Source organism: Variovorax paradoxus (assembly GCF_022009635.1).
Taxonomy (GTDB): Bacteria; Pseudomonadota; Gammaproteobacteria; order Burkholderiales; family Burkholderiaceae_C; genus Variovorax.
In genome coordinates, this window is sequence record NZ_CP091716.1 from 7,150,958 (window position 1) to 7,172,675 (window position 21,718).

Sequence of the window (21,718 nt, forward strand, 5' to 3'; positions counted from 1 at the left end):
CAAAGGTTTCACACGCGCACTTCGGCGCCGCGGGTGTTGACGTACAAGCTGTAGATCGAATGACTGGACGCCATGAACAGGCGGTTGTTGTCAACGCCGCCGAAGCACAGGTTGGCGCAGCGTTCCGGCAGGCGGACGTGGCCGATGGGTTTGCCCTGAGGGTTGAAGACGATCACGCCATCCAACGTTGCGGGGTCCACGCCCGGCATACCGCTCGAACCCCATCCCGCCCAGATGTTGCCGTCAACGTCGCACTTGATGCCGTCGAGCGCTCCAGCCGGCAAACCGGCATCGACATGCTTGCGCTTGCCCGCGAGGCGGCCGTCTGCCGACACCTCGTAGGCCCAGATCAGCCGGTGCGGCTGCGCGCGACCCTCGATGACGTACAGCGTCTTCTCATCGGGAGAGAAGCACAGGCCATTGGGGCCCTGAAGGTCGCTGATCGCCTGCGTCACCTTGCCGCTTCTGCCGTCGATGCGATAGACCGCGTGCGGCAGTTCCTGCTTACCGATACGCCCCTCGTAGTCGTTGGTCAGTTGAAATGGCGGATCCGTGAACCAGATCGATCCATCGGAACGGCAGACGATGTCGTTGGGCGAGTTGAAACGCTTGCCTTCGAAGTTGTCTGCCAACACGGTGATCTTGCCGCTTGGCTCCGTGCGCACGATTCGACGTCCCACGCCGCCCACTGCCGCCCCTTCGCAAGTGACGAGCCGGCCCTGCGTATCTCGCGTATTGCCATTGGCGTAGTTGGCAGAGGCGCGGTAGGTCGTGGACTGCCCTGTGGCTTCATCCCAGCGAACAATGCGATTGTTGGCGACGTCGCTGAACAGCAGGTAGTTGCCGTCGCCCACCCACACAGGGTCCTTCGGCCCAGCGGAAACCCGTCGCCAGCCGTTCCACTCCTGCGCTGTAGAGCCGGTACTTGGCGAACGACGGGTCAAGGATCTCGATCGCGGGATCGGGGTAGCGCTGCGATGGTGCCCATGCATTTGCGCTATTGCTTTGAGCGCCCGCTGTCTGCGCCAGCGCACCGGCGCCGAGTGCCAGACCCGCCGCGAGCAGGGTGCGCCGGTCTTTCTTTACGCTCGTCAGCGCGTGCGTACGGCTGTTGATAGCCATGGAGTCTCCTTGTTGAATCGTTGATATGAGCCGCGCATGTCGGCGCATGCGCGGTAGTTGGCACGGACGATACGAGCGATGTCAGCAACCGGAAACCGGCGTGCCCGTCTCATGTCCCAAGGGGTGAGATGCACGCTCCAAAACAAGGGATTGCCCGGAGGAATGGGAAGCGGTTCCGATGCGCCTTCACGCCTTGAAAAGTACATTGGCAGACGTTGTGCCACCGACTTGCATCTCATGACTCACACACTTCCTCATTCGCCTTCCACTGTCGAAGGCGCCGCCGAGTCTCGCTATCCAGCGGACAGGCTCCTCGAAGATGTCACGAAGCTGTTCGTGCACGCGGGGCTGGCGGCTGACAAGGCAGGCACCGTCGCAAGCACGCTGCTCGATGCAGACATGATGGGTCACGCCACGCATGGCCTCGTGCTGGTGCCTTGGTATCTGGAAGCCATCGAGAGCGGCAGCCTGGCTCACGCAGGAGAGATAGAAGTTGTCTCCGACCGGGGTGCCTGCGTCGCATGGAACGGGCATCGGCTCCCCGGGGCCTGGCTGATCCATCGCGCGATCGATCTTTCGCTCGAACGGATCGCTGAACACGGTGTCTTCACGATCACGATCGCAGGCGCACATCACACAGGCGCCCTGGCCACCTACCTGCCGCGCCTCACCAGCCGGGGACTCATGCCGATTCTCAGTTGTTCGGGGCCGGCATCGAGCGGAGTGGCACCTTTTGGCGGTATGCGTCCCCTATTCACTCCCAATCCGTTGGCAGCCGGCATACCAACATCGCAGGACCCGATGCTCCTGGACATCAGCTCCTCGATCACTACCAATAACCGGGCCAGGCAACTGGCGAGCGAAGGTCGGAGATTTCCAGGCGCTTGGGCAATAGATGCCGAAGGACACGCGACCGATGACCCCGTGGCGGCGGTCCAGGACGGCGGCTCACTGCTGCCCGTGGGCGGGCTGGACCACGGCCACAAAGGCTACGGCATGGCGTTGCTGGTAGAGGCGCTCACTCAAGGGCTCTCGGGTCTGGGGCGCAACAGCCGACCCAAGGGCGTGGTGATGAACGTGTTCCTGCAGGTGATCGATCCCGCGGCGTTCGGCGGGACCGACGCGTTTGTCACCGAGACCACGTGGCTCGCCGATGCATGCCGCGACAATCCGCCACGACCGGGCGTGCGCAAGGTACGCGTGCCGGGCGAGCAAGCAATGGTTCTGCATCGCGCGGCCCAGAAGCATGGCGTGCCGCTGTCGGCTGGCACCATCGCCGCGCTGGCGGATCGTCTACGTGCGGCGGGGCTGCCCGTGCCCACACCGCTCTAACGCAGTTCAGGCCGTGTAGTCCACCGCGGCCCACTCGAAGTAAAGCTTCAGGTCTGCCACCAGTGCCTGATGCAGCGGGTGGAACAGGTACTCGTCGAGCGCATTCGCGTCGGCCACCTCAGACTCGAGCACATAGTCCCAGCAGATCGGGCGGTTTACTTCGTTCGCCGCGACATGCCATTTCTGGATCGCGGGAATCTGCGCTCCCAACGCCGCCATGCGGTCGGCCAGATCCTTCTCGCGACCTGCATCTTTCTCGACGTCTTGCCTGCGCCGAAACAGAACGACGTGACGCATCATGCGGGAACCCCCTTGCGGTCGAGAAGCCACTGGGGCGCGTCCTGCAAAGCGACAGGGCGCAGGAAGCGGTCGAGCGCGGCATAGCCGACCGAGGTGGTGAACGGGACCGTAGAGGCGGGGAATGGCCCGCCGTGGTGCTGTCCCGCCGTCACAGCAACGCCCGTCGGGAAGCCCGCGAACAGCACACGCCCGGCGATGCGCGATGCGGCGCGCACCAACGAGACGTTGTCGTCCGTGGGCGCGTCCGCGCCCCAAACGGTGACCGTGAGCGAGCCACCCACCGCGTCCAGGACATCAATCACCTGCTCGATTCCGGATACACGCACGACGATCGCGGCGGGACCGAAGACCTCCTCATGCAACTTGTGGGATGAAAGGAATCCTTGAGCATCGATCTGCGCCAGGTACGGCCGCGGCGACACGTCATCGGCCGCGGCAGGCTCAGCCAACAGCGCCTTCAGTTTCGGTTCGCCAGCCCACTGCGCGCAGCCCTGGTCAAAACCTTTGCGCATCTGCGGCGTGAGCATCTCGTGTGTCTTGGCGCCACGCAGCGCCTCCGAAAGCTGCGCGACGAAGGCATCGCCACTCTCGCCCGCGGGCACCAAGACGATGCCGGGGCTGGTGCAGAACTGGCCGGTGCCCATGGTGATGGAGCCGGCCAGCGCTTGCGCCAGTTCGGCCCCCTTCACAGCCAGGGCCGCGGGCAATGCGACAACCGGGTTGACGGAGCCAAGCTCGCCATAGAAAGGAATCGGCTGCTTCCGACCACGGGCCGCACTTTCGAGTGCGAGCCCACCGCGCACCGATCCCGTGAACGCTGCAGCCTGGATGAGCGGATGCTCGACCAGTGCCACGCCGATCTGGGATCCGGGGCCGTCGACCAAGCCCAGAAGTCCCACCGGCAAGCCCTGCGTCGCAATCACATCGCGGGCCAGCCCTGCGACGGTGTGCGACAGGCCCTGGTGGCCACCGTGTGCCTTCACGATGACGGAGCAACCTGCAGCCAGCGCCGAGGCGGTATCGCCACCCAGCACGGAGAACGCGAACGGGAAGTTGCTGGCGCTGAACATTGCAACAGGGCCTACGGGAATACGCACCCGAACCAAATGCGGATGGCCCACAGGCGGGCTGCCGGCCACGGCCGGGTCGTCCTCGAAAGCAAAAGCGGCGCCCTGCTCCACCCGCGTTGCAAAGCCACGCAACTGGAAGGCAGTGCGATCGAGTTCACCGTTGAGTCGCGCCGGACCCAGATGCGTTTCCGAATCGGCCAGCAGGACGAGCCGCTCACGGTTGTCTTCGAGCACTTGCGCGAGGCCGCGCAGCAATGCCGCGCGGGTTTGCGCGCCGGAACTGGAGAACGACTGGAAGGCTTCGTGCGCTGCCTTGACAGCGGCATCGACGTCCGCAACGGTGCTTTGGGGATACGACGTCATCGTCACGCGCTCTGGAGGTTGTAGCCGCGAGCTGCGTAGTCGAAGCCAACCAGTTCGTTGATCGGGGTGCTCTTGTCGGCCGGCGACGCGTAGTACGCACGGATCTCCTTGATCCGTCCGTCTTCGAAGTCGTACCACTCGGCGCCACGCAGCGCCGTGCCGCTCTTGTTCTTCCAGTGGGTCCACTCGATCATGGCCTCCGGCTTGTCATGGCTCACGATGATGCGTTCGATGGTCCATTGCGAGCCCAGCGTCTCCACGCACCATTGCCACTTCCGGGCGATGGTGTCTGCGCTCTTCCAGGGCACCTCAGGCAGGCCGGAGGGGAAATAGTGCACGGCATCGGGAGTGAAGCAATCGACCAGCGCCTGATAGTCGGCGGCGTTGCAGGCATCGAAGTAGCGACGGATCAAGGCGTCGTAGTAATCGGGTGTGTAGGTAGTGGTGGTCATCGGTCTGCTTCCAGGTTCAGTTCAAAGAATTCAGCGCTCGCCAGCAGGCTTCGCCGCAGGAATTGGAGGCCGTCCGTCGGCCACCCACTGCTTGTGCTGCTGCCGCGTGGCGTCGCTGGGCGGATACAGGCCCCACAGGGCTTCGCCGGCCTGCACGCGCAGCGCGAGGTAAGCCTCGATGTCGTCGCGCTTCTCGCACAGGTCGGCCATCTCTTCAGCCATGTGTGCGGGGATCACAGTGATGTTGTCGCCGTCCCCGTGGATCACGTCGCCCGGGTACACGGCCACGCCGGCGCAACCGATCGGCACGTTCAGGTCGGCCACATGGTGATAGGACAGTCGGGTGGTCGCGGTGACGCCCGTGCACCAGATCGGAAAGTCCATCTCCGACAGCTCGGTGCCGTCGCGGAAGGTACCGTCGGTGATCACGCCGCGCGCACCGCGCATCATCATCCGGGTGATCAGCATGTTGCCCATGGACGCCGCGCGGCCGTCCTGGTTGCTGTCGATCACGAGCACGTGACCCGGCTCGATCTGCTCCACGCCGACCCATTGGAGGTTGTCTGCACTGGGGCTGGTCGTGAGGTTGTCGTAGCGGTCGACATCCTCTCGCGCAGGAATGAAGCGCATCGTGTACGCGCGACCCGCGAAGGGCTTCATCTTTTTGCTCAGCGGCGTGAGTCCGTGCAGCACTGGCTGGCGAATGCCCTTGATGTAAAGCTGCGTCGTGAGCGAGCCGCTGGTGGCCTTGGCCAGGCGGTCCAGGACCGAATCGGGCACGTGCGGCGCTGCGGGGCGCTGAGGGATGGAGGCGAGGGGTGCGGCAGGTTGGGTCATGGTGGTGGGCAGAAGCAAGACGGCTTGTCTCAGATTGTGGGAATCGGATGAGCTGCGGGCTCGTGCCGATCTCGTGGCGCTATCGTAAGAATGAAGCGCACCAAATAAAATAGGAGCCCTGGCTCAGAGCACCCTAGAGCCCGTTCAAGTACCACCATTTGAGACAAAGTGACCAAAAACATCGGCGAAGGAACTGGGGCCTTGGAAAAGGCCCTCGACGTGCTCGAGGCGGTAGGCGCGGCGCCTGAGGGTTTGAGCCAGACGGAGCTGGCCGATCGGTTGGCGATCCCGCGTACCACGGTGTATCGCCTGCTCGCCACGCTGGTGACGCGCGGCTTGCTGAGGCGCGACCAGCTGCGCAAGGTGTACTGCCTGGGTTTTCGGTGCTTCGAGATGGCTCGCCAAGCCTATGCGATGCCTGACCTGGTGGCCGCCGCCGCTATCGAGCTCCGTACGTTGCGCGACCTGACCGGCGAGACCTCCTATCTTGCAGCTCTGGACGGCCGCGAGGTCATTTCGCTCGAGCGCTGCGATGGGGCACACAGCCGGCGCTCGCAGGCTGCGCTCGGGCAGCGCAAACCCATCCATTGCACCAGTCAAGGCAAAGCCATCCTGTCCGTGCTCGACGAGAGTGCTCGCGAGGCCCTGATACGCGAGCTGAATCTCAAGCCGCTCACGCAGCACACCATCACCGACCGACGACGGCTGCAGGCCGAACTCAAGGTGACGGCCGCACGCGGCTATGCCATCGACGACGAGGAGATCGTGCTGGGCGTGCGATGTGTCGGTGCGCCGATTGTCGACACCAATGGACGGGTGCGGGGCGCGATCAGCGTGGCTGGGCCCGCCTACCGGCTCACACCCGACCGCCTTCAACTGCTGGGGCCCGAACTTGCCGACGCGGCACGCCGGGTCGGTGCCCAGTTGCATCCCGAGGCCGCCACTGTCCCGAATGGCGCAGCAGAGCCTGTACCCGGTCACTGGGCGTTTCACGGCGCCTACCCCCTTTGGGACTCGCGGAATCAGTGCCTGTACTGGGCCGACAGGCTTGCGCCCGCGGTGCACTGCACACTGGGGGGCGTCGACACTGTGCACGCCTCGTTCGAGCAGCCGATCGTCGCCTTGGTGCAGCGCGATGATGCCGTCTGCGCCGTGGTGGGAGAAGCCATGGTGGCCATTGACCCGGACGGTTCGACCCGGTCCGTAGACCAACCGATTCCTTCCGGCCTGCGTGCGTTGTGCGATGAAGCCGGCGGTCCTCTCTGGGCTGCGGTGGAGCAAGCCGGCGTCACGGTGATTGGACAGTTGCAGTCAGATGGAGGCATCAACGTCCAGTGGCGCGTGAGCGAGGCCGTGCAGTGCCTCAAATGGCGCTCGGAAGATGCCACTCTTTTCGCAGCAGCGCCCGACACCGGCAGCATTCTCATGCTCAAGCCTGGCACACCAGGCGTGCGTCGACTGGCCACCATTCCCAAAGGTTCCGGCTCGGTGAGCGGCTTGGCCTTCGATAGCGAAGGCGGCATCTGGACATGTCTGCAAGGTGGTTGGGGAGTGGTGCGCTTCGCGGCCGATGGCGGTCTGGACAGGGTGGTGGGGCTGCCCGTGCCCTGCCCGACCGACCTGGCCTTCGACGGCCAGTTCTCCAGCCTATACGTCGCTACGGCGCGCCAGTCCGTGAGCCTCGAAGTGCTCAACGACGCGCCTTTGTCGGGGAGGCTTTTCAGGATTGCGGGTGGCAGCCCGAACTGAACCCGCCTCGCCGCGACAATCCACCCTGTTCATCGGCCGCGCCGGGATCGACGAGACACGCGTGTTCTATGCTGCCGGGAGGCTGCGTCCCAACGCGCGCCTCGCGAGCATGGGTTTTGCGGCTTTCCAACGGAGCAGTGCGTGAGCTTCTCGTTGCCATCTCGTGTTCGAATGACCGACGTCGCACGCGAGGCCGGCGTGGCCCGCGTCACTGTTTCACGCGTCATCAGCGCGCCCGAAAGCGTGGCACCCGTCACCCGTGCCGCCGTGGAGGCCGCCATCGCTCGGCTCGGCTTCGTGCCCAACCTCAACGCGGGCACGCTCGCATCAAGCCGTTCGCGCATCGTTGGCGCCTTGGTACCCACGCTGTCAAACGCATGGTTCGCGGACACAATTGACGGGCTGTCGGTCACGCTCTCAGCCGCTGGCTACCAACTGCTGCTGGGCCAGACCCGGTACGACACGCGAGAGGAAGAGCGGCTCGTTGACGCGTTCATCGGTCGTCGGGTCGACGCCATGGTGCTCACCGGCACGCAGCACTCGAGCGGCGTCCGCGCGAAACTTCAGCGCGCAGGAATTCCGGTTGTGGAGTGCTGGGACCTCAGTGATTCACCGATCGACACAGTGGTGGGCTTTTCGAATACTGCAGCTGGTGCAGCCGTGGCACGACACCTGCTGGCGCGCGGGTGCCAGCGGCTTGGCTTTATTGGCGCGCAAGAGCATCGCTCGTCGCAGCGACTTCAAGGATTTCGCGAGGCCGCAAAGGAGATCGGTATCTCGAATGTGGCTGTTCAGCTGGTGCAGCCACCGTCCTCGGTAGACGACGGTGCGCGCAGCCTCGAAGCACTGATCGCTGCGCAGCCTGCGCTCGATGGTTTGTTCTGCAGCAACGACACGCTCGCATTGGGCGCGCTGATGGCTTGCCGGCACAACAAGTGGGTAGTGCCGCAGAGGATCGCGATCGCGGGCTTTTCAGACCTTCCCGTAGCTGCAGCGAGCGTGCCAGCCTTGACGACGGTGCGCATAGAGTCGCGCGAGCTAGGTGAGCGAACTGGCTCTCTGCTCGTGCAACGGTTGCGCGGGGAAACCGAAAACTCGCCGCGGGTGCATGATCTAGGTTTCAAGCTGGTCGTGCGCGAAAGCGCTTGATCACCCAATCCCGCTCGCTCTTCTTGGCAGATGGTTAGAAGATGTCAGGCTCCCCAGCAGACTCACCAAATGCCGTTTGCAGGAAGTCCATGTCGCAGCCCTGGTCGGCCTGCAAAATGTGTTCCGAGAACATCCATCCATAGCCACGCCCAAATCTCTGCTTGGGCGCACTCCATTCTGCGCGACGGCGCGTGAGTTCTTCGTCGTCGACATTCAGATGGATGCGTCGGCCCGGCACATCGATGCTGATGACGTCACCAGTGCGAACCAATGCCAGGTTGCCTCCAACGTAAGCTTCAGGTGCCACATGTAGCACGCAGGCGCCATAGCTCGTTCCACTCATGCGCGCGTCGCTGATGCGAAGCATGTCCCGAACACCAAGCTTCAGAAGCTTCGTCGGGACAGGAATCATTCCCCATTCTGGCATCCCTGGTCCACCTTTCGGTCCCGCGTTACGTAGCACGATGACGTGGTTCTCGGTGATGTCAGCTTCCGGATCATCAATCATCTTTTTGAGGCTCGGGTAATCATCGAATACGACAGCCGGGCCGCTGTGCTGCAGAAACTTGTCGCTCATGGCGCTCGGCTTGATCACGCAGCCATCGGGCGCTAGATTGCCTTTGAGAACCGCGAGCGAACCTTCCGCATACACGCAGTTGTCCAGGCTGCGGATCACATCGTCGTTGTAGACTTGCGCGCCTTCGATGTTCTGGCCCACCGTCTGCCCGGTCACAGTCCTCTCACCTAGGTGCAAGTGCGGCGAAAGCCGATTCATCAACGCGGGCAGTCCGCCCGCGTAGTAGAAGTCTTCCATGAGGTATTGACTCGTACCGTTGGGTCGAATGTTGGCGATCACAGGCACCGACCGACTGATGCGATCAAAGTCCTGCAATCCGACGTCAGTCCCCGCACGGCGCGCCATCGCGATCACGTGAATGATCGCGTTGGTCGAGCAGCCCATCGCCATTGCGACTGTGATCGCATTGAGGAACGCGTTGCGCGTCTGTATTTGTGATGGCCGCAAGTCTTCGTGCACCATTTCCACGATCCGTCGACCGGCGTGTGCGCTCATCCGCTGATGCCCCGCGTCCACGGCTGGGACGGCGGAGGCACCCGGCAGTGACATGCCCAGGGCCTCGGCAATAGCGGTCATGGTGCTCGCAGTGCCCATGGTCATGCATGTTCCTGGACTGCGCGCAATACCGCTGATGATGCCGTCCCACTCAGGCTCGGTGATGACGCCTGCGCGGCGATCGTCCCAATACTTGAACGCATCCGATCCCGAGCCGAGCGTGGTGCCACGTGAGTTGCCACGCAACATCGGCCCCGCGGGCAGGAAGAGCGCAGGTACATTTGCACTGGTAGCGCCGAGCAACATGGCCGGGGTAGTCTTGTCGCATCCACCCATCAGTACGACTGCGTCAACGGGGTAGCAGCGGATCATCTCCTCCACTTCCATCGCCATCATGTTTCGGTAGAGCAGAGCCGATGGCTTCACGATGGCGTCGTTCAGAGAGATCGTGGGCATCTCGAGAGGAAAACCGCCAGCTTGAAGCACCCCGCGCTTTACATCCTCCACCCGCTGGCGAAAGTGCATGTGGCACGGGTTGTAGTCCGACCAGCTGTTCAAGATGGCCACCAGTGGCTTGCCTTCCCAGTCCTTTCGGTCGTAGCCCATCTGCATGATGCGGCTGCGGTGGTTGAACGTGCGGAAGTCATCGTTCGCCAGCCAGCGCTGGCTGCGGAGTTTCTGGAGTTCGGCCATCTTGGTTATCTCTGATCAATCAGGCTTGATGTTCGCAGCTTTGATGACCTTCGCCCAACGCTCCGATTCGGCCTTGACGCACGCCTGGTACTGTGCCGGCTTGGACGCTGCAACGACGAAGCCTTGTGCCTCAAGCCGGCTCTTGAGGGTGGCGCTATTGAATGCACGAGCGATTTCTTGCTGCACACGATCGACAATCGCTTGTGGAGTGTTCTTTGGCGCAGACAGGCCGACCCACGAGTTGGCTTCGAAGCCAGGATACCCAGACTCTGCAATTGTCGGGACGTCAGGGTAGAGCGGAATTCGCTCAGCGCTCGTCACGGCGAGCGCACGCAGCTTTCCAGCCTTCACGTGTGGCAGTGCCACATCTTGGTTGATGAACATCACCGGGACCTGGTTGGCCAGCAGATCGTTGAGCGCGGGCGCACCTCCGCGGTACGGGATGTGCTGCATGTCTGTGCCAGTGCGCTGCTTCAAGAGTTCCATGGCAAGGTGGCCCGACGAACCCGAGCCTGAACTCGCATAGCTGAGCTTGCCGGGATTGGCCTTCGCATACGTCATGAACTCCTTGAAGGTCTTGGCCTGAAACTGCGGATTGGCGACCAGCACGTTGGGGCCACTGATCAGCTGCGTGATGTGGACGAAGTCTTTGTTGGTGTCGAACGGAATCTTCTCGTACAGACCGGGATTGATGCCGTTCGAGCCGACACCGGACAGCGCAAGCGTGTAGCCGTCGGGCGCCGACTGTGCCGCCATTGCAGTTCCAATGTTGCCGGCGACGCCCGAGCGGTTGTCGACGATGAAGGGCTGCTTCAGGGCGCGGCCCAGCTCTTCAGCGGCCAGACGGGCCATCTGGTCCGAGGTGCCGCCAGCAGGGAACGGCACGATGAGCTTGACAGGTCGCGAAGGCCACCCATCCGCTTGTGCGAACGAGGCAGGAATGAAGGCGCTAGCAGCTGCGATAGCGCCTGCCGAAATGATGATGCGGCGGGTAAAAGTCAAGGTTTGTCTCCGATGAGTAAGCGAATGCGCCCTCGGCTCTGCGGCCGCTCGGCACGGTGAGATTCAGTGGCGCGCGGCTCAGCGCACGCCGGCCGCTTGAAGCAGACCGCGGGTGTAGCCCAATGCGAACGACATGAAGCGCTCGCGCCCTTCGTCGATTTCCGACACGGGAACATGATCAGGGCACAGGGGCCCCGCATAGCCACCACGCTGGTAAGCCTTCACTGCTTCATACATGTCGACGTCGCCCTCGTCGGGAAACACTTCCTGAAAGTCGAGGTAGCCGCCACGAATGTTGCGGAAATGGACCATGAAGATTCGGCCGGTCGAAGCGAATTCCTCAATCACGGGAATCATGTGTTTGCCTGGCTCCTTGAACATCTCAGCCACGGTGCCCTGGCAGAAATTCAAGCCATGGTTCTTGCTGGACGAAAGCGCGAGAAATCGTCGAATCCCGTCAGCAGAGCCCACGACGTGTTCGATACCGTTCAGGCCTCCCACTGGGTACGCCGGGTCGTGCGGGTGACAAGCGAGCCGCACCCCTGCCTTGTCAGCGGCCGGCACCAGCCCTTCCACCAGAAACTCGATGGCGTCCCAGCCGGCCTTTTCCGTCACGGGCGGTACTTCACGCGCCATCTTCTGGCCACACAATGCCGCCGATGCAGATCCGCCCTCTTCCTGGTTGCTGGGGTAGCCAACCCCCCAGTACGAGTGCTTGCGATCTTCATCGGCCGAATATTCGGCATACACGAAGCCAGAGTTCTGAGCACCACCGCGTCCGGGCTTAAGGCCGGTGCGGGTGATGCCGACCATCTGCACGTTGTACTTGAGGCAGGTGATCCCAGCGTCGGCGGCCTTCTGGATGTTGGCTGCAAGCATCGCGCGCTGCTTACGCGCGCCGTCGAGGTCCGTGAGCGAGTCGAGCAGGATCGAGCCCACGTCGAGGGCGAAAACGTCGAGTGAATCGCCCCGGATTTTGTGGAGGCTCAACACTCTGAGAGGATTGAGCCATGAAGAAGTCGAACAAGTTCTCACCCGAGGTGCGTGAGCGCGCAGTGAGGATGGTGCAGGAGCACCGTGGGGAATACCCGTCGCTGTGGGCGGCGATCGAGTCGATTGCACCGAAGATCGGCTGCGTGCCGCAGACGCTGAACGAATGGGTCAAGCGTGATGAGGTCGACAACGGCGTTCGAGAAGGCGTGACGACCAGCGAGTCCCAGCGGATGAAGGAGCTCGAACGCGAGGTCAAGGAACTGCGCCGAGCCAACGAGATCCTGAAGCTGGCGAGCGCGTTTTTCGCCCAGGCGGAGCTCGACCGCCGGCTGAAGTCCTGAGGGATTTCATCGACAGGCATCGTGCCACCTTCGGGGTCGAGCCGATCTGCAGGGTCTTGCAGGTCGCCCCGTCGGGCTACCGGCGGCACGCGGCGCTGCTGCGCGAGCCGCATAAGCGCTGCGCCAGAGCACTCCGCGACGATGTCCTCATTCCGGCGATACAGCGCGTCTGGCAGGCCAACATGCAGGTCTATGGGGCCGACAAGGTCTGGAGGCAACTGGCGCGCGAGGGCACGACGGTGGCCCGCTGCACGGTCGAGCGGCTGATGCGGCGCCTGGGGCTGAGAGGTGTGATGCGCGGCAAGGTGGTGAAGACCACTATCAGCAACTCCAGAGCACCATGCCCGCTGGATCGGGTCAACCGGCAGTTCCGAGCGCAGCGCCCGAACCAGCTGTGGGTCTCGGATTTCACGTACGTGTCGACATGGCAGGGCTGGCTGTACGTCGCCTTCGTGATCGATGTGTTCGCCCGACGCATCGTGGGCTGGCGGGTCAGCAGCTCGATGCGCACGGACTTCGTGCTCGATGCTTTGGAGCAAGCGCTGTACGACCGTCAACCCGAACGCGACGGCAGCTTGATTTGTCACTCCGATCGTGGCTCGCAAGGCGTATTCAACCGGTCGTCGCAACACTTCATTCATGGAGGTGTTTATGGGACGACCCGCGGGGTGGATGCAGAAGTTAACGGGGCGAGGCGCAATGCGCTCACCCGGTGCTCCTTCGCTTCGGCGAGAGGTGGAGCGGCAATTCTGGGAACAGATTGCCACCGGAATCACGAGTGAGAAGGCTGCCGAAGCCGTTGGCGTGTCAACGCCGGTGGGCACGCGTTGGTTCCGTCATCGTGGCGGTATGCCACTGTTCATGTCGCATCCCACATCGGGAAGGTATCTGTCATTCTCCGAGCGAGAAGAGATTGCTCTTCTGCGGGCCCAAGAGGTTGGGGTGAGGGAGATCGCTCGCCGTATCGGGCGAAGTCCCTCGACGGTCTCACGGGAGCTGACCCGCAATGCTGCGACTCGCAGGGGCAAGCTCGAGTATCGAGCGTCGGTTGCGCAGTGGAAGTCCGAGCTGGTGGCCAGAAGGCCCAAGCCCGCCAAACTGTTGATGAACCCCCGTCTGCGTCAATATGTTCAAGACCGCCTGGAGGGCAAGATCCACGATGCTCAAGGACGCGAGGTCACCGGGCCTCGGCAAGCGGCGTTCATCGGCCGCAACAAGCCTCATCGTGGTGATCGCAAGTGGGTCAATGGCTGGTCGCCCGAGCAGATTGCCAACCGGCTGCAGGTCGACTTCCCGGATGATCAGTCCATGCGCATTTCCCACGAAGCCATCTACCAAGCCCTCTACATTCAGGGGCGAGGTGCTCTCAAGCGCGAGCTGGTGAGCTATCTGCGTATGGGGCGTGCGTTGCGCGTGCCACGGGCCAGGGCTCAGGCTACAGCGTGGGCTCATGTCAGCGAGGAGGTGATGATCTCCAGCCGACCTGCAGAGGCAGAAGATCGTGCCGTGCCGGGTCACTGGGAGGGAGACTTGATCATCGGCCTGGACAGGTCCGCCATCGGGACGCTGGTGGAGCGATCAAGCCGCTTCACTATGCTCGTGCACTTGCCTCGCGAAGCAGGCTATCGACTGACGCCCCGGACGAAGAACGGTCCTGCACTCTCGGGCTACGGAGCCGTCACGATGGCCAATGCACTCAAAAGAACCGTGGCCACGCTGCCCGCCGAGCTATGGCAATCATTGACATGGGATCGTGGCAAGGAACTCTCCGACCATGCGCGGTTCAGTATCGAGTCCGGAGTGCGTGTCTTCTTCGCCGATCCTCGCAGCCCATGGCAGCGCGGCACGAACGAGAACACGAACGGTCTGCTGCGCCAGTACTTCCCAAAAGGAACAGATCTGTCTCGCTGGAGCGAGCAGGAGATTCAAGCCGTGGCTCGGACCTTGAACAACAGGCCGCGTAAAACGCTGGGCTGGAAGACACCGGCCGAGACTTTGAACCAGTACCTAAAATCCGTTCGACAACCCGGTGTTGCGACGACCGGTTGAATACGCCCAATACGTCAGCATCCGGTACACGGAACGACTGGGCGAGGCTGGCATTGAGCCATCAGTGGGCAGCAAAGGCGACTCATATGACAACGCCCTGGCCGAGACGATCAACGGCCTCTACAAGGCCGAGCTGATCCATCGCCGGGCGCCGTGGAAGACCAAGGAGTCGGTGGAGTTCGCGACGCTCGAATGGGTGTCCTGGTTCAACCACCATCGCCTGCTCGAACCCATCGGCTACATCCCGCCTGCAGAAGCTGAGGCAAACTATTACCGGCAACTCGCCAGTCAGTCCGCCAAGACGGCGGCATGACTTAAACCAACTGGCCTCCATGAAAGCCGGGGCGATTCAGGCTGCTGTGGGGACGTACCTCGTTGTAGTGATTGCGCCAGGCTTCGATCAGGACAGCGGCTTCGCGGCGCGAACGGAACCACTCGATGGACAGGCACTCGTCGCGGAACTTGCCGTTGAAGCTCTCGTCGGTGCCGTTCTGCCAAGGCTTTCCGGGATCGTTGAGCACGGTGGCAATGCCCGCGCCCGAGATCCACTCCAGGATGGCTTGGCTGACAAACTCCGTCCCGTTGTCCGAACGCATGAACAGCGGCGCACCATGCAAGCTCACCAAGCGCGAGAGCACCTCGATCACCCGCTTGGAGCGGATGGCCCCGGCCACATCGATGGCCAGGCACTCGCGGGTGTATTCGTCCACGACAGTCAGGCACTTGATCTGCTGGCCGCTGGCCGTGGTGTCGAAGACGAAGTCGTAGGCCCAGACCATGTTGGCCTTGAACGGCGTGTGAACGCGCGGGCGCACCGAGGCGATGCGCTTGCGCGGCCGTTTCCGGGGCACCAGCAGGCCCGCCTGGCGCCACAGCCTGTGCGTGCGAGACCAACTCAGCTCGAAGCCCTTGCGGCGCAGAAACACGCGGATGCGGCGATAGCCGTAGCGCGGATACTGAGCCGAGAGTTCCTTCATCGCCGCAAGCACCGGCGCATCCTTGGCGGGCAAGCGCAGCTCATAGCTGGGCGTGGCGCGTGACATGCCGATGAGCCCGCAGGCGCGGCGCAGACTCAAGCCACGTGCGCGCACGAAGGCCAGTTGTTCGCGCCGAGCCAACGGGCTCACCATTTTTTTGCGTTGATCTCCTTGAGAATCTCGAGGTCCAGATCTCGCTCGGCAAGGAGCTTCTTCAGCCGGCTGTTCTCAAGCTCCAGTGCCTTCAGGCGCTTGACGTCGGCCGCTTCCATCTGGCCGAAGTGCTTGCGCCAGGCGTAGATGGTGGCGTCGCTGACCCTGTGCTTTTTGGCAGCCTCGGCCACCGTCGTGCGATCTGCTTCGCGCAGGATCGTGACCATCTGTTCTTCTGAAAATCGACTCTTCTTCATGGGCTCCTCTTCGGGCGGGAGCCATCTTCCTAGAAATCAATGTCTCGGAGAAACCGGGCAGGTCACCAGCGCTACAAGGACGAAGGCGCTGCTGGGCTGATCTCGCGAAAGCGAGGCCGCCCCAGCAACCGTCAACTGGCACCTGGCGTGGCCGAACGCGCGACCACGCTGATCAAAGAGCGCTACGTTGACTTCGGGCCCACGCTGGCATGCGAGAAGCTGCGCGAGTGCCACGGCCTGCCCTTGGCCAAGGAGACGGTCAGGTCGCTGATGATGGCCGCAGGTCTCTGGACGTGTTGGCGCCGACCGGAAACTGAGCCAGTGGGGGTGCGGCGGAATTCTTGGACTGGTTATGCCGCGAGCCTCAGGCTCTGGCGATATTCAACCGGACTGAGAGCGCCAAGCGAGATCTTGATCCGCTTCTCGTTGTACCAGCGGACGTAGGAATCAACTACTTCAATGAGGTGCTCAGCGGTTGTGGTCTTCCAGACCTCCTTCTGAGTCGGCGAATACTTCGGCTTCAAGCTCGTATTGCCTCCTGGCAATCCAATTTTTTGTCCGGTCCCCCAGCAGGCATAGCAATGAATACCATCCCTCCTGCAAAGCGCTGACTCGACAGCTAAGCCTTCTTGGCCCAGGCACTACACCAGCCTTTGGCATTGACCTGCTTTCCCGCAAATAGCGCGCAGTTGCCCTGCACTTCCATCGGCTTGGACTGCCAGAGCGCGCAGCCATTGCACAGCTGGGCGTTGTCATGCTTGGGGAACTTCTTCGCGTCGGCCTTCGCCGAATCGGCGACATACCCCAGGGCAGCGGCCTGCGGGTCCTTTTCGTCGAGACGGGCCTGCGCGAACGAGCGCGTGACGCAGGCGCTGGCCCCCGTCGCGGCAAGGGTCAGCATGAAGATGCGGCGGCTGGATTTCATCGTGGTTCTTTCATCGCGTGCGGGATAGGCGCCAGGCTGTCCGGCGCGGCATTGCGCTCGTTCAGTCCCGCCAGCACGAGGACACCTGTGGCCAGCAGCGTTGCGATGCAGAACCCGACGACCTGCAGGACTACGTTCGATGTGATGTTCATGGGGCGACCTCGTGATGGCCTTCTGAAACGGCCTGCGCTCATTCTTGAGCGGCTGGTTGCGCTCGGCCTTGCGCAAGATCAACTGCGCGAAAGTCATGCGACCCGGGCGCCACGTCGACCGGCCCGACTTCGTAAAGCAGGTGCCCGTGGATGCCCTCCAGCGAAAGCGCCTGCGTCAGCACCGCTACAAGGCTGGGTGCGCAGAAATGCGGCAACTGCTCGAAGGCGGCCCAACGGAATCCATCCATTTCGGGGCGCCGCCGTCCATGGCGATCGATATAGAAACTGGAGCACACGCAGTTCTTCGCCTCGAAGTGCCGCACCAGCACCGCGAAGAGCCGGAGGTCCTTGCCCTTGCGATAAGGAAAGAGCCCCAGCTCCCTCAGTTGCTCCGGTGACAGCCGGAAACCGCACTCCTCGGCCGCCTCGCGCGCGGCCGTCTGTGCGCCCTCCTCCTGCCCTTCAACAGCGCCCTTGGGTATGTCCCAATAGCGGCTGTCGCTCGCATGGCAGAGCAGCAACTGCCCTGCCATGTCGAACACCAGAACGCCGCAACTGGTCGACTTTTCCATGGTGAAAAGCCTCAGGGCATAGACCCGGCCACCTCGCCTGCGCGCCGCTCGACCGGAGTGCGCTGAGCACTGCGCGGGAGGATGGGTACATAGCTTCGCGCCGAGCCGCGCATGACGAGCAGCGCAACCGTGTCGTTCTCCGTGACGGACCGGATCGCCGCGTCGAAGTCTGCCAAGCAGGCCACTTCCACGTCGTTGACCGCAATCAGCATGTCGCCGTACCGCAGCCCTACCATCTGGGCCGAACCGGAGACCGATTGCACATACAACCCTGGGGACGGCAGGCTGATGCCCAACACGCCCTTGCGCTCGACGAGCTCCAATCCGAAGCGCGCTTCCTGCACGACAGCGCGTGCAGCCGGACGGGGCGAGGCATCCGGCGGGTTCTCGACCACTCCCACCTGCACCGTCAACGGCGCCCTGTGCCGCCAGACTTTCAGCTCGATCCGGCTGCCCTGGTGAGCTGCGGCCACGCGGTTCTGTATGTCGGCATAGCTCATCGCCGTGTCGGCACCGACGGCCAGCACCACATCGCCGCTGCGAAGCCCCGCCGCCGCGGCCGGGCTGTCCGGATCGACACGTACGATCAGCGCTCCTTGCGTGGAAGCAAGGCCGAATGCCGGCGCCAGCTCGGCAGTCAGGGGTTGGGTGCGGGCACCGATGTGCCCGCGCCGCACGTGCCCGGTCGCGCGAAGCTCATCCACCACACGCATCACCGTATCGATGGGCAGGCTGAACGACATGCCGAAGTAGCCGCCACCCGGGGAATAGATCATCGAGTTCATGCCCACCACTTCGCCTCGTTCGTTGAACAGCGGGCCGCCCGAGTTGCCCGGGTTGAGCGCCACGTCGCTCTGTATCAACGGCACGCCGCTTCCCCCGGGGATGTAGCGTGGATTGGCGCTCACCACGCCGGCGGTCACGCTGCGCTCGAAGCCGAACGGAGCCCCCATCGCGGCAACCCGCTCGCCGGGACACAGGTCGCTGCCATGGCCCAGGACGACGACCGGCAGGCCGGACGCCGGGACCTTCAGCAGCGCGACATCGCTGAGGCGATCGATACCCACGACTTCGCCATCGAAGCGCCGCTGGTCGGCCGTGACGACTGAGATGGCCTGGACACCCGTCACTGCATGGGCGCTGGTCAGGATGTATCCGTCGTTGCCGATGATGAACCCCGACGCGAAGCCACGCCCCCAGGCTTTCTCCCACGGCATGGAGGGCCGCATGTCGCCGGCAACGGGCCGTTCGCCGCCGTTCTCGGTGACCATGATGCTCACCACCGCGGGTGATTGCCGCGCGGCGGCGGCCGCGAAATCGGCGGCCTGCGGCACGGACGGCGCCCGCTCCAGGCATGACCGCGCCTGCGACCAGGCCTGCGTCGCGCTCGCGAGCGCGAATGCACCGAAGGCGATCGCGGCCAGGCATCGCGCGAGGGCAGCGGCCTTCATTTCAACGCACCAGCAAGACCGGCACGGTGCATCCGGCCAGCACCTTGGTGGCCACCGACCCCAGCACCAGGCCCGCCAGAGCGCCGTGGCCCCGAGACCCCATGATCACAAGGTCGAACCGCCCCTTCTCTGCAAATGAAGCGATCTCCTGCGCCGGATGCCCGACCCGGTGCTCGAAGCTCGCCTCGATGCCATTCCTGGCCAGCAGGTCGCGCACCGGCTCGAGCACCATGCGTGCATCGTCTTCGTAGTAGCCGTACACGATCTCGGCTCCGGCGAAGGCCGCGGCGCGATGAGGCACCGGCAGCACCACGTGGAAGACAGTGAAGGCGTGCCCCGCGTTCGACCACTCCTTGTGGGTGGTCAGGTACGAGAGCATTCGGTTCGTGTAGTCGCTGCCGTCGACGGCAAGCAGAATTTTCATGATGGCTCCTTCGGCCGGGACATGTTTCCGATGCAGGATGGTCGCCGCCTGCCCGGCGGCTCGCCTTGCGCTGCATCAAGAGGAAATCCGGCAACCCGCGAGTCGCCCTCTTCCACCGCGCTCACTTGATGCAGCGCAAGGCAACACAGCTCGCCGCTGCCAACATTGGGTCGACATGACTGCAGCAGAGGCCCCCATGAGCAACGTCCTGGCAATCGTCTACTCCTACACCGGCACTTCCCGTCGCGTCGCGGAACTCCTGTGCAGCCAGCAGAACTGGCAGCTCGCGAACATTGCCGAGCTGCGGCCTCGCGCAGGAGCCCTCGGCAGCATGCGCTGCGTGATCGACTCCTTCTTCCGGCTGCAACCTGCCATCCGCTACGACGGCCCGCCGCCCGGCGACTTCGATGCAGTGGTGCTGGTCTCGCCGATCTGGATGCTGCAGCTTGCCAGCCCCATGCGTGCCTTCGTCGCGCGCCAGCGCGATCGGCTGCCCGACGTCGCCGTGCTCTCCGTCATGGGAGGACAGGGAGCGCCGAACGCCGCGGCGGAGATCGGCCGGCTCCTCGGCCGTGCGCCGATCCTGAGCTCTTCGGTCACGATGCGCGAAGTCGACGACGGCAGTTGCGCCGCCCGACTGCTGGCCTTCGGCACCGCGGTCCGAGACGCCGAAGATTCGCATGCGGTGGTTCGCCCCGTCACGCTGTCGCCGCAATCGAGCTGAAGCCCCGGCCCGGATCGACGTGAGCATCCTCTTTCTCCGGGCGAATGCGATGCAACGCGTCGTCGGTCGAGTCTGCGCACTTGGCGTCGGCGTTTCGTTGCTGTGTGCATGTGCTGCGCCCGCACCAACGCTTCCGGCTCCCGCCGGGCCGGCAACCGAGGCGCGTGCGACGGTCGCGGCGAACACGAGCGGTTTCTCGTCCCTGGTCGCCAGCCGCAGCAGATCGGTGGTCGACATCAGCACCCTGCGCATCGGGCGCGACGAGAACCAGGAAGACATCGAACTCGAGATTGCCCCCGAGCTCGACTTCGCCGACCGCCTGGCCTGGCCCCTGCCCGCGAGCGCGCGCATCAGCCAGATACGCGACCTCGCTTCGGGCCTGATCATCCGCAGCGACGGCCTGATTCTCACCAGCGCTCACGTGGTGGCGAACGTCGACGAAGTCCGGGTCCAGCTGGACGACGGCCGCCGCTTCACGGCGCGCGTGGCCGGCTCAGACAGGCGCACCGACGTCGCGCTCCTGAAGATCGATGCAACCGACTTGCCAGTGGCCGTGATCGGCGATTCCTCGGCGCTCGCACCCGGTGAATGGGTGGCCGCGATCGGATCGCCCTTCGGCTTCCACGGCAGCGTGACGGCCGGCGTGGTGAGCGCGGTCGGACGCGTCATGGCGGGCGCGGGCGAGATCCCCTTCATCCAGACCGACGTCGCGATCAACCCGGGCAGCTCGGGCAGCCCGCTTCTCAACAGCCGTGGAGAAGTCGTGGGCATCAACTCGATGATCTACAGCGGCAGCGGAGGCTACATGGGCCTGTCCTTCGCCGTGCCGATCGACTTGTCGATGCGCATCGCCGGCGAGTTGCTGGCGCACGGCACCGTGCATCGTGCCTACCTGGGCGCCGAGTTCCAGGAGATGACGCCCGCACTCGCCCAATCGTTCGGGCTGCCGGCGCCGACCGGCGCCCTGGTGGTCCGTGTCGAAGCCGACAGTCCGGCGGAATCGGCCGGCCTCGCGCAGGGCGACGCCGTGCTCGCGCTCGACGGCAAGCCCGTCGCGCGGTTCCTCGACCTCCCGCAGCAGATCGCACAACGCCCGCCGGGCAGCCGGATGCAACTGGAGGTGTGGCGCCACGGTGCACCCCGGGTGTTGCGGGCGACGCTGGCGGTGCAGCCGGCCGCAGCGAGCAGGGCCTTCACGACCGCGGCTCCCGAATGGAACGACGGCCTGGGCCTGAGCCTGGGGGTGCTGTCCCCCGCGCAACGGCTTCAGCTGCACATCGACAGCGGCCTGATGGTTCGGGAAGCCGACGGCCTCGCACGCAGCGAGGGCATCCTCGCGGGCGACGTGGTCGTGGCCATGAACACGACGAAGCTCTATCGCGTCGAGGACCTCGGGCAGGCGCTCGCCCGCGTGCCCGCCGGCAACACGGTGGCGTTGCTGGTCATGCGCGATCGCCGGCTCGCCTACGTCGCGGTGCGTCTTCCGGCCGCGCGCCATGGCCGCTCTTGACACCCCGGGCAGACATTGCACGCCCTTTCTTCATCTGCAACTCGCTCAT

The 21,718-nt window shown here is 64.0% G+C and carries 18 protein-coding genes, 6 pseudogenes and 1 other annotated feature; of the genes and pseudogenes, 9 read left to right on the plus strand and 15 right to left on the minus strand.

The genetic code is table 11. The features are described from left to right. Positions 1 to 8 precede the first annotated feature (8 nt). Positions 9 to 1,122: pseudogene (locus L3V85_RS33615) on the minus strand (SMP-30/gluconolactonase/LRE family protein). A 237-nt stretch (positions 1,123 to 1,359) separates the two neighbouring features. Between L3V85_RS33615 and L3V85_RS33620 the strand changes: the two are divergent. Next, positions 1,360 to 2,454, plus strand: a complete 1,095-nt coding sequence (locus L3V85_RS33620) for an Ldh family oxidoreductase (RefSeq protein WP_237676891.1) — start codon at positions 1,360 to 1,362, stop codon at positions 2,452 to 2,454. Between the two features lie 6 nt (positions 2,455 to 2,460). Here the strand turns inward: L3V85_RS33620 and L3V85_RS33625 are convergent, their stop codons facing one another. The 4 genes from L3V85_RS33625 to L3V85_RS33640 are packed head-to-tail and all read right to left on the minus strand — an operon-like array spanning position 2,461 to position 5,476. After that, on the minus strand, positions 2,461 to 2,754 hold the full coding sequence (locus L3V85_RS33625; RefSeq protein WP_237676892.1) for a Dabb family protein: 294 nt from the start codon (positions 2,752 to 2,754) through the stop codon (positions 2,461 to 2,463). After that, positions 2,751 to 4,187, minus strand: a complete 1,437-nt coding sequence (locus tag L3V85_RS33630) for an aldehyde dehydrogenase (NADP(+)) (RefSeq protein ID WP_237676893.1) — start codon at positions 4,185 to 4,187, stop codon at positions 2,751 to 2,753. Before L3V85_RS33630 ends, L3V85_RS33625 begins: the two co-directional genes overlap by 4 nt. A 2-nt stretch (positions 4,188 to 4,189) precedes the next feature. Continuing rightward, entirely contained in the window at positions 4,190 to 4,639 is a 450-nt protein-coding gene (locus tag L3V85_RS33635; RefSeq protein WP_237676894.1) for a nuclear transport factor 2 family protein, read from the minus strand. A gap of 30 nt (positions 4,640 to 4,669) precedes the next feature. Beyond that, positions 4,670 to 5,476, minus strand: a complete 807-nt coding sequence (locus tag L3V85_RS33640) for a ribonuclease activity regulator RraA (protein WP_237676895.1) — start codon at positions 5,474 to 5,476, stop codon at positions 4,670 to 4,672. Between the two features lie 201 nt (positions 5,477 to 5,677). On the opposite strand from L3V85_RS33640, the gene L3V85_RS33645 reads away from it, so the two are divergent. Continuing rightward, on the plus strand, positions 5,678 to 7,225 hold the full coding sequence (locus tag L3V85_RS33645) for an IclR family transcriptional regulator domain-containing protein (protein WP_237676896.1): 1,548 nt from the start codon (positions 5,678 to 5,680) through the stop codon (positions 7,223 to 7,225). A gap of 171 nt (positions 7,226 to 7,396) precedes the next feature. Further along, positions 7,397 to 8,374 carry a LacI family DNA-binding transcriptional regulator gene (locus L3V85_RS33650; protein WP_237676897.1) on the plus strand — a complete coding sequence of 326 codons (978 nt, stop codon included), beginning with the start codon at positions 7,397 to 7,399 and terminating at the stop codon, positions 8,372 to 8,374. 34 nt (positions 8,375 to 8,408) lie between these two features. Here the strand turns inward: L3V85_RS33650 and araD are convergent, their stop codons facing one another. From araD to L3V85_RS33665, 3 genes are all read right to left on the minus strand, one after another. Next, on the minus strand, positions 8,409 to 10,139 hold the full coding sequence (gene araD / locus L3V85_RS33655; RefSeq protein WP_237676898.1) for an L-arabinonate dehydratase: 1,731 nt from the start codon (positions 10,137 to 10,139) through the stop codon (positions 8,409 to 8,411). A 15-nt stretch (positions 10,140 to 10,154) separates the two neighbouring features. Then, positions 10,155 to 11,141 (minus strand): Bug family tripartite tricarboxylate transporter substrate binding protein, encoded by a 987-nt coding sequence (locus L3V85_RS33660; protein ID WP_237676899.1) that lies wholly within the window; start codon positions 11,139 to 11,141, stop codon positions 10,155 to 10,157. Between the two features lie 78 nt (positions 11,142 to 11,219). Then, positions 11,220 to 12,131, minus strand: a complete 912-nt coding sequence (locus tag L3V85_RS33665; protein WP_237676900.1) for a mannonate dehydratase — start codon at positions 12,129 to 12,131, stop codon at positions 11,220 to 11,222. A 20-nt stretch (positions 12,132 to 12,151) separates the two neighbouring features. On the opposite strand from L3V85_RS33665, the pseudogene L3V85_RS33670 reads away from it, so the two are divergent. The 3 genes and pseudogenes from L3V85_RS33670 to L3V85_RS33680 form a co-directional block, all read left to right on the plus strand. Beyond that, positions 12,152 to 13,471 (plus strand): annotated as a pseudogene (locus L3V85_RS33670) (IS3 family transposase); the annotation flags it as partial. Then, positions 12,430 to 12,546: a sequence feature (AL1L pseudoknot), on the plus strand. (Overlaps the previous pseudogene by 117 nt.) A 108-nt stretch (positions 13,472 to 13,579) precedes the next feature. Then, the gene (locus L3V85_RS33675) at positions 13,580 to 14,524 is read left to right on the plus strand and encodes an IS30 family transposase (RefSeq protein WP_423838548.1); all 945 of its coding nucleotides are present in this window, start codon (positions 13,580 to 13,582) and stop codon (positions 14,522 to 14,524) included. 4 nt (positions 14,525 to 14,528) lie between these two features. Beyond that, positions 14,529 to 14,837 (plus strand): annotated as a pseudogene (locus L3V85_RS33680) (integrase core domain-containing protein); the annotation flags it as partial. A gap of 37 nt (positions 14,838 to 14,874) precedes the next feature. Here L3V85_RS33680 and L3V85_RS33685 read toward each other — a convergent pair. Further along, positions 14,875 to 15,911: pseudogene (locus tag L3V85_RS33685) on the minus strand (IS3 family transposase); the annotation flags it as partial. Between the two features lie 69 nt (positions 15,912 to 15,980). Here L3V85_RS33685 and L3V85_RS33690 point away from each other — a divergent pair. Then, positions 15,981 to 16,202 (plus strand): annotated as a pseudogene (locus tag L3V85_RS33690) (helix-turn-helix domain-containing protein); the annotation flags it as partial. 59 nt (positions 16,203 to 16,261) lie between these two features. Here the strand turns inward: L3V85_RS33690 and L3V85_RS33695 are convergent. From L3V85_RS33695 to L3V85_RS33720, 6 genes and pseudogenes are all read right to left on the minus strand, one after another. Further along, positions 16,262 to 16,399, minus strand: a pseudogene (locus tag L3V85_RS33695) (IS3 family transposase); the annotation flags it as partial. A 131-nt stretch (positions 16,400 to 16,530) separates the two neighbouring features. Continuing rightward, positions 16,531 to 16,836 carry a high-potential iron-sulfur protein gene (locus L3V85_RS33700; RefSeq protein ID WP_237676901.1) on the minus strand — a complete coding sequence of 102 codons (306 nt, stop codon included), beginning with the start codon at positions 16,834 to 16,836 and terminating at the stop codon, positions 16,531 to 16,533. Next, a complete protein-coding gene (locus L3V85_RS33705; RefSeq protein ID WP_237676902.1) occupies positions 16,833 to 16,988 on the minus strand; it encodes a hypothetical protein in 156 nt (51 codons plus the stop codon). The genes L3V85_RS33700 and L3V85_RS33705 overlap by 4 nt, the downstream gene beginning before the upstream one ends. A 38-nt stretch (positions 16,989 to 17,026) precedes the next feature. Continuing rightward, positions 17,027 to 17,560, minus strand: coding sequence for an NUDIX hydrolase (locus L3V85_RS33710; protein WP_237676903.1), 534 nt, complete (start codon positions 17,558 to 17,560; stop codon positions 17,027 to 17,029). An 11-nt stretch (positions 17,561 to 17,571) separates the two neighbouring features. Further along, positions 17,572 to 19,011 carry a trypsin-like peptidase domain-containing protein gene (locus L3V85_RS33715; protein ID WP_237676904.1) on the minus strand — a complete coding sequence of 480 codons (1,440 nt, stop codon included), beginning with the start codon at positions 19,009 to 19,011 and terminating at the stop codon, positions 17,572 to 17,574. 1 nt (position 19,012) lies between these two features. Next, positions 19,013 to 19,435 (minus strand): universal stress protein, encoded by a 423-nt coding sequence (locus L3V85_RS33720; RefSeq protein WP_237676905.1) that lies wholly within the window; start codon positions 19,433 to 19,435, stop codon positions 19,013 to 19,015. Positions 19,436 to 19,631: 196 nt separating this feature from the next. Here L3V85_RS33720 and L3V85_RS33725 point away from each other — a divergent pair, with 196 nt between their 5' ends. Both L3V85_RS33725 and L3V85_RS33730 read left to right on the plus strand, forming a co-directional pair. Continuing rightward, positions 19,632 to 20,159: a flavodoxin family protein gene (locus L3V85_RS33725; protein ID WP_237676906.1), complete on the plus strand. Its 528-nt coding sequence runs from the start codon at positions 19,632 to 19,634 to the stop codon at positions 20,157 to 20,159. A 226-nt stretch (positions 20,160 to 20,385) separates the two neighbouring features. Continuing rightward, on the plus strand, positions 20,386 to 21,669 hold the full coding sequence (locus tag L3V85_RS33730; protein ID WP_237676907.1) for a trypsin-like peptidase domain-containing protein: 1,284 nt from the start codon (positions 20,386 to 20,388) through the stop codon (positions 21,667 to 21,669). Positions 21,670 to 21,718 lie beyond the last annotated feature (49 nt).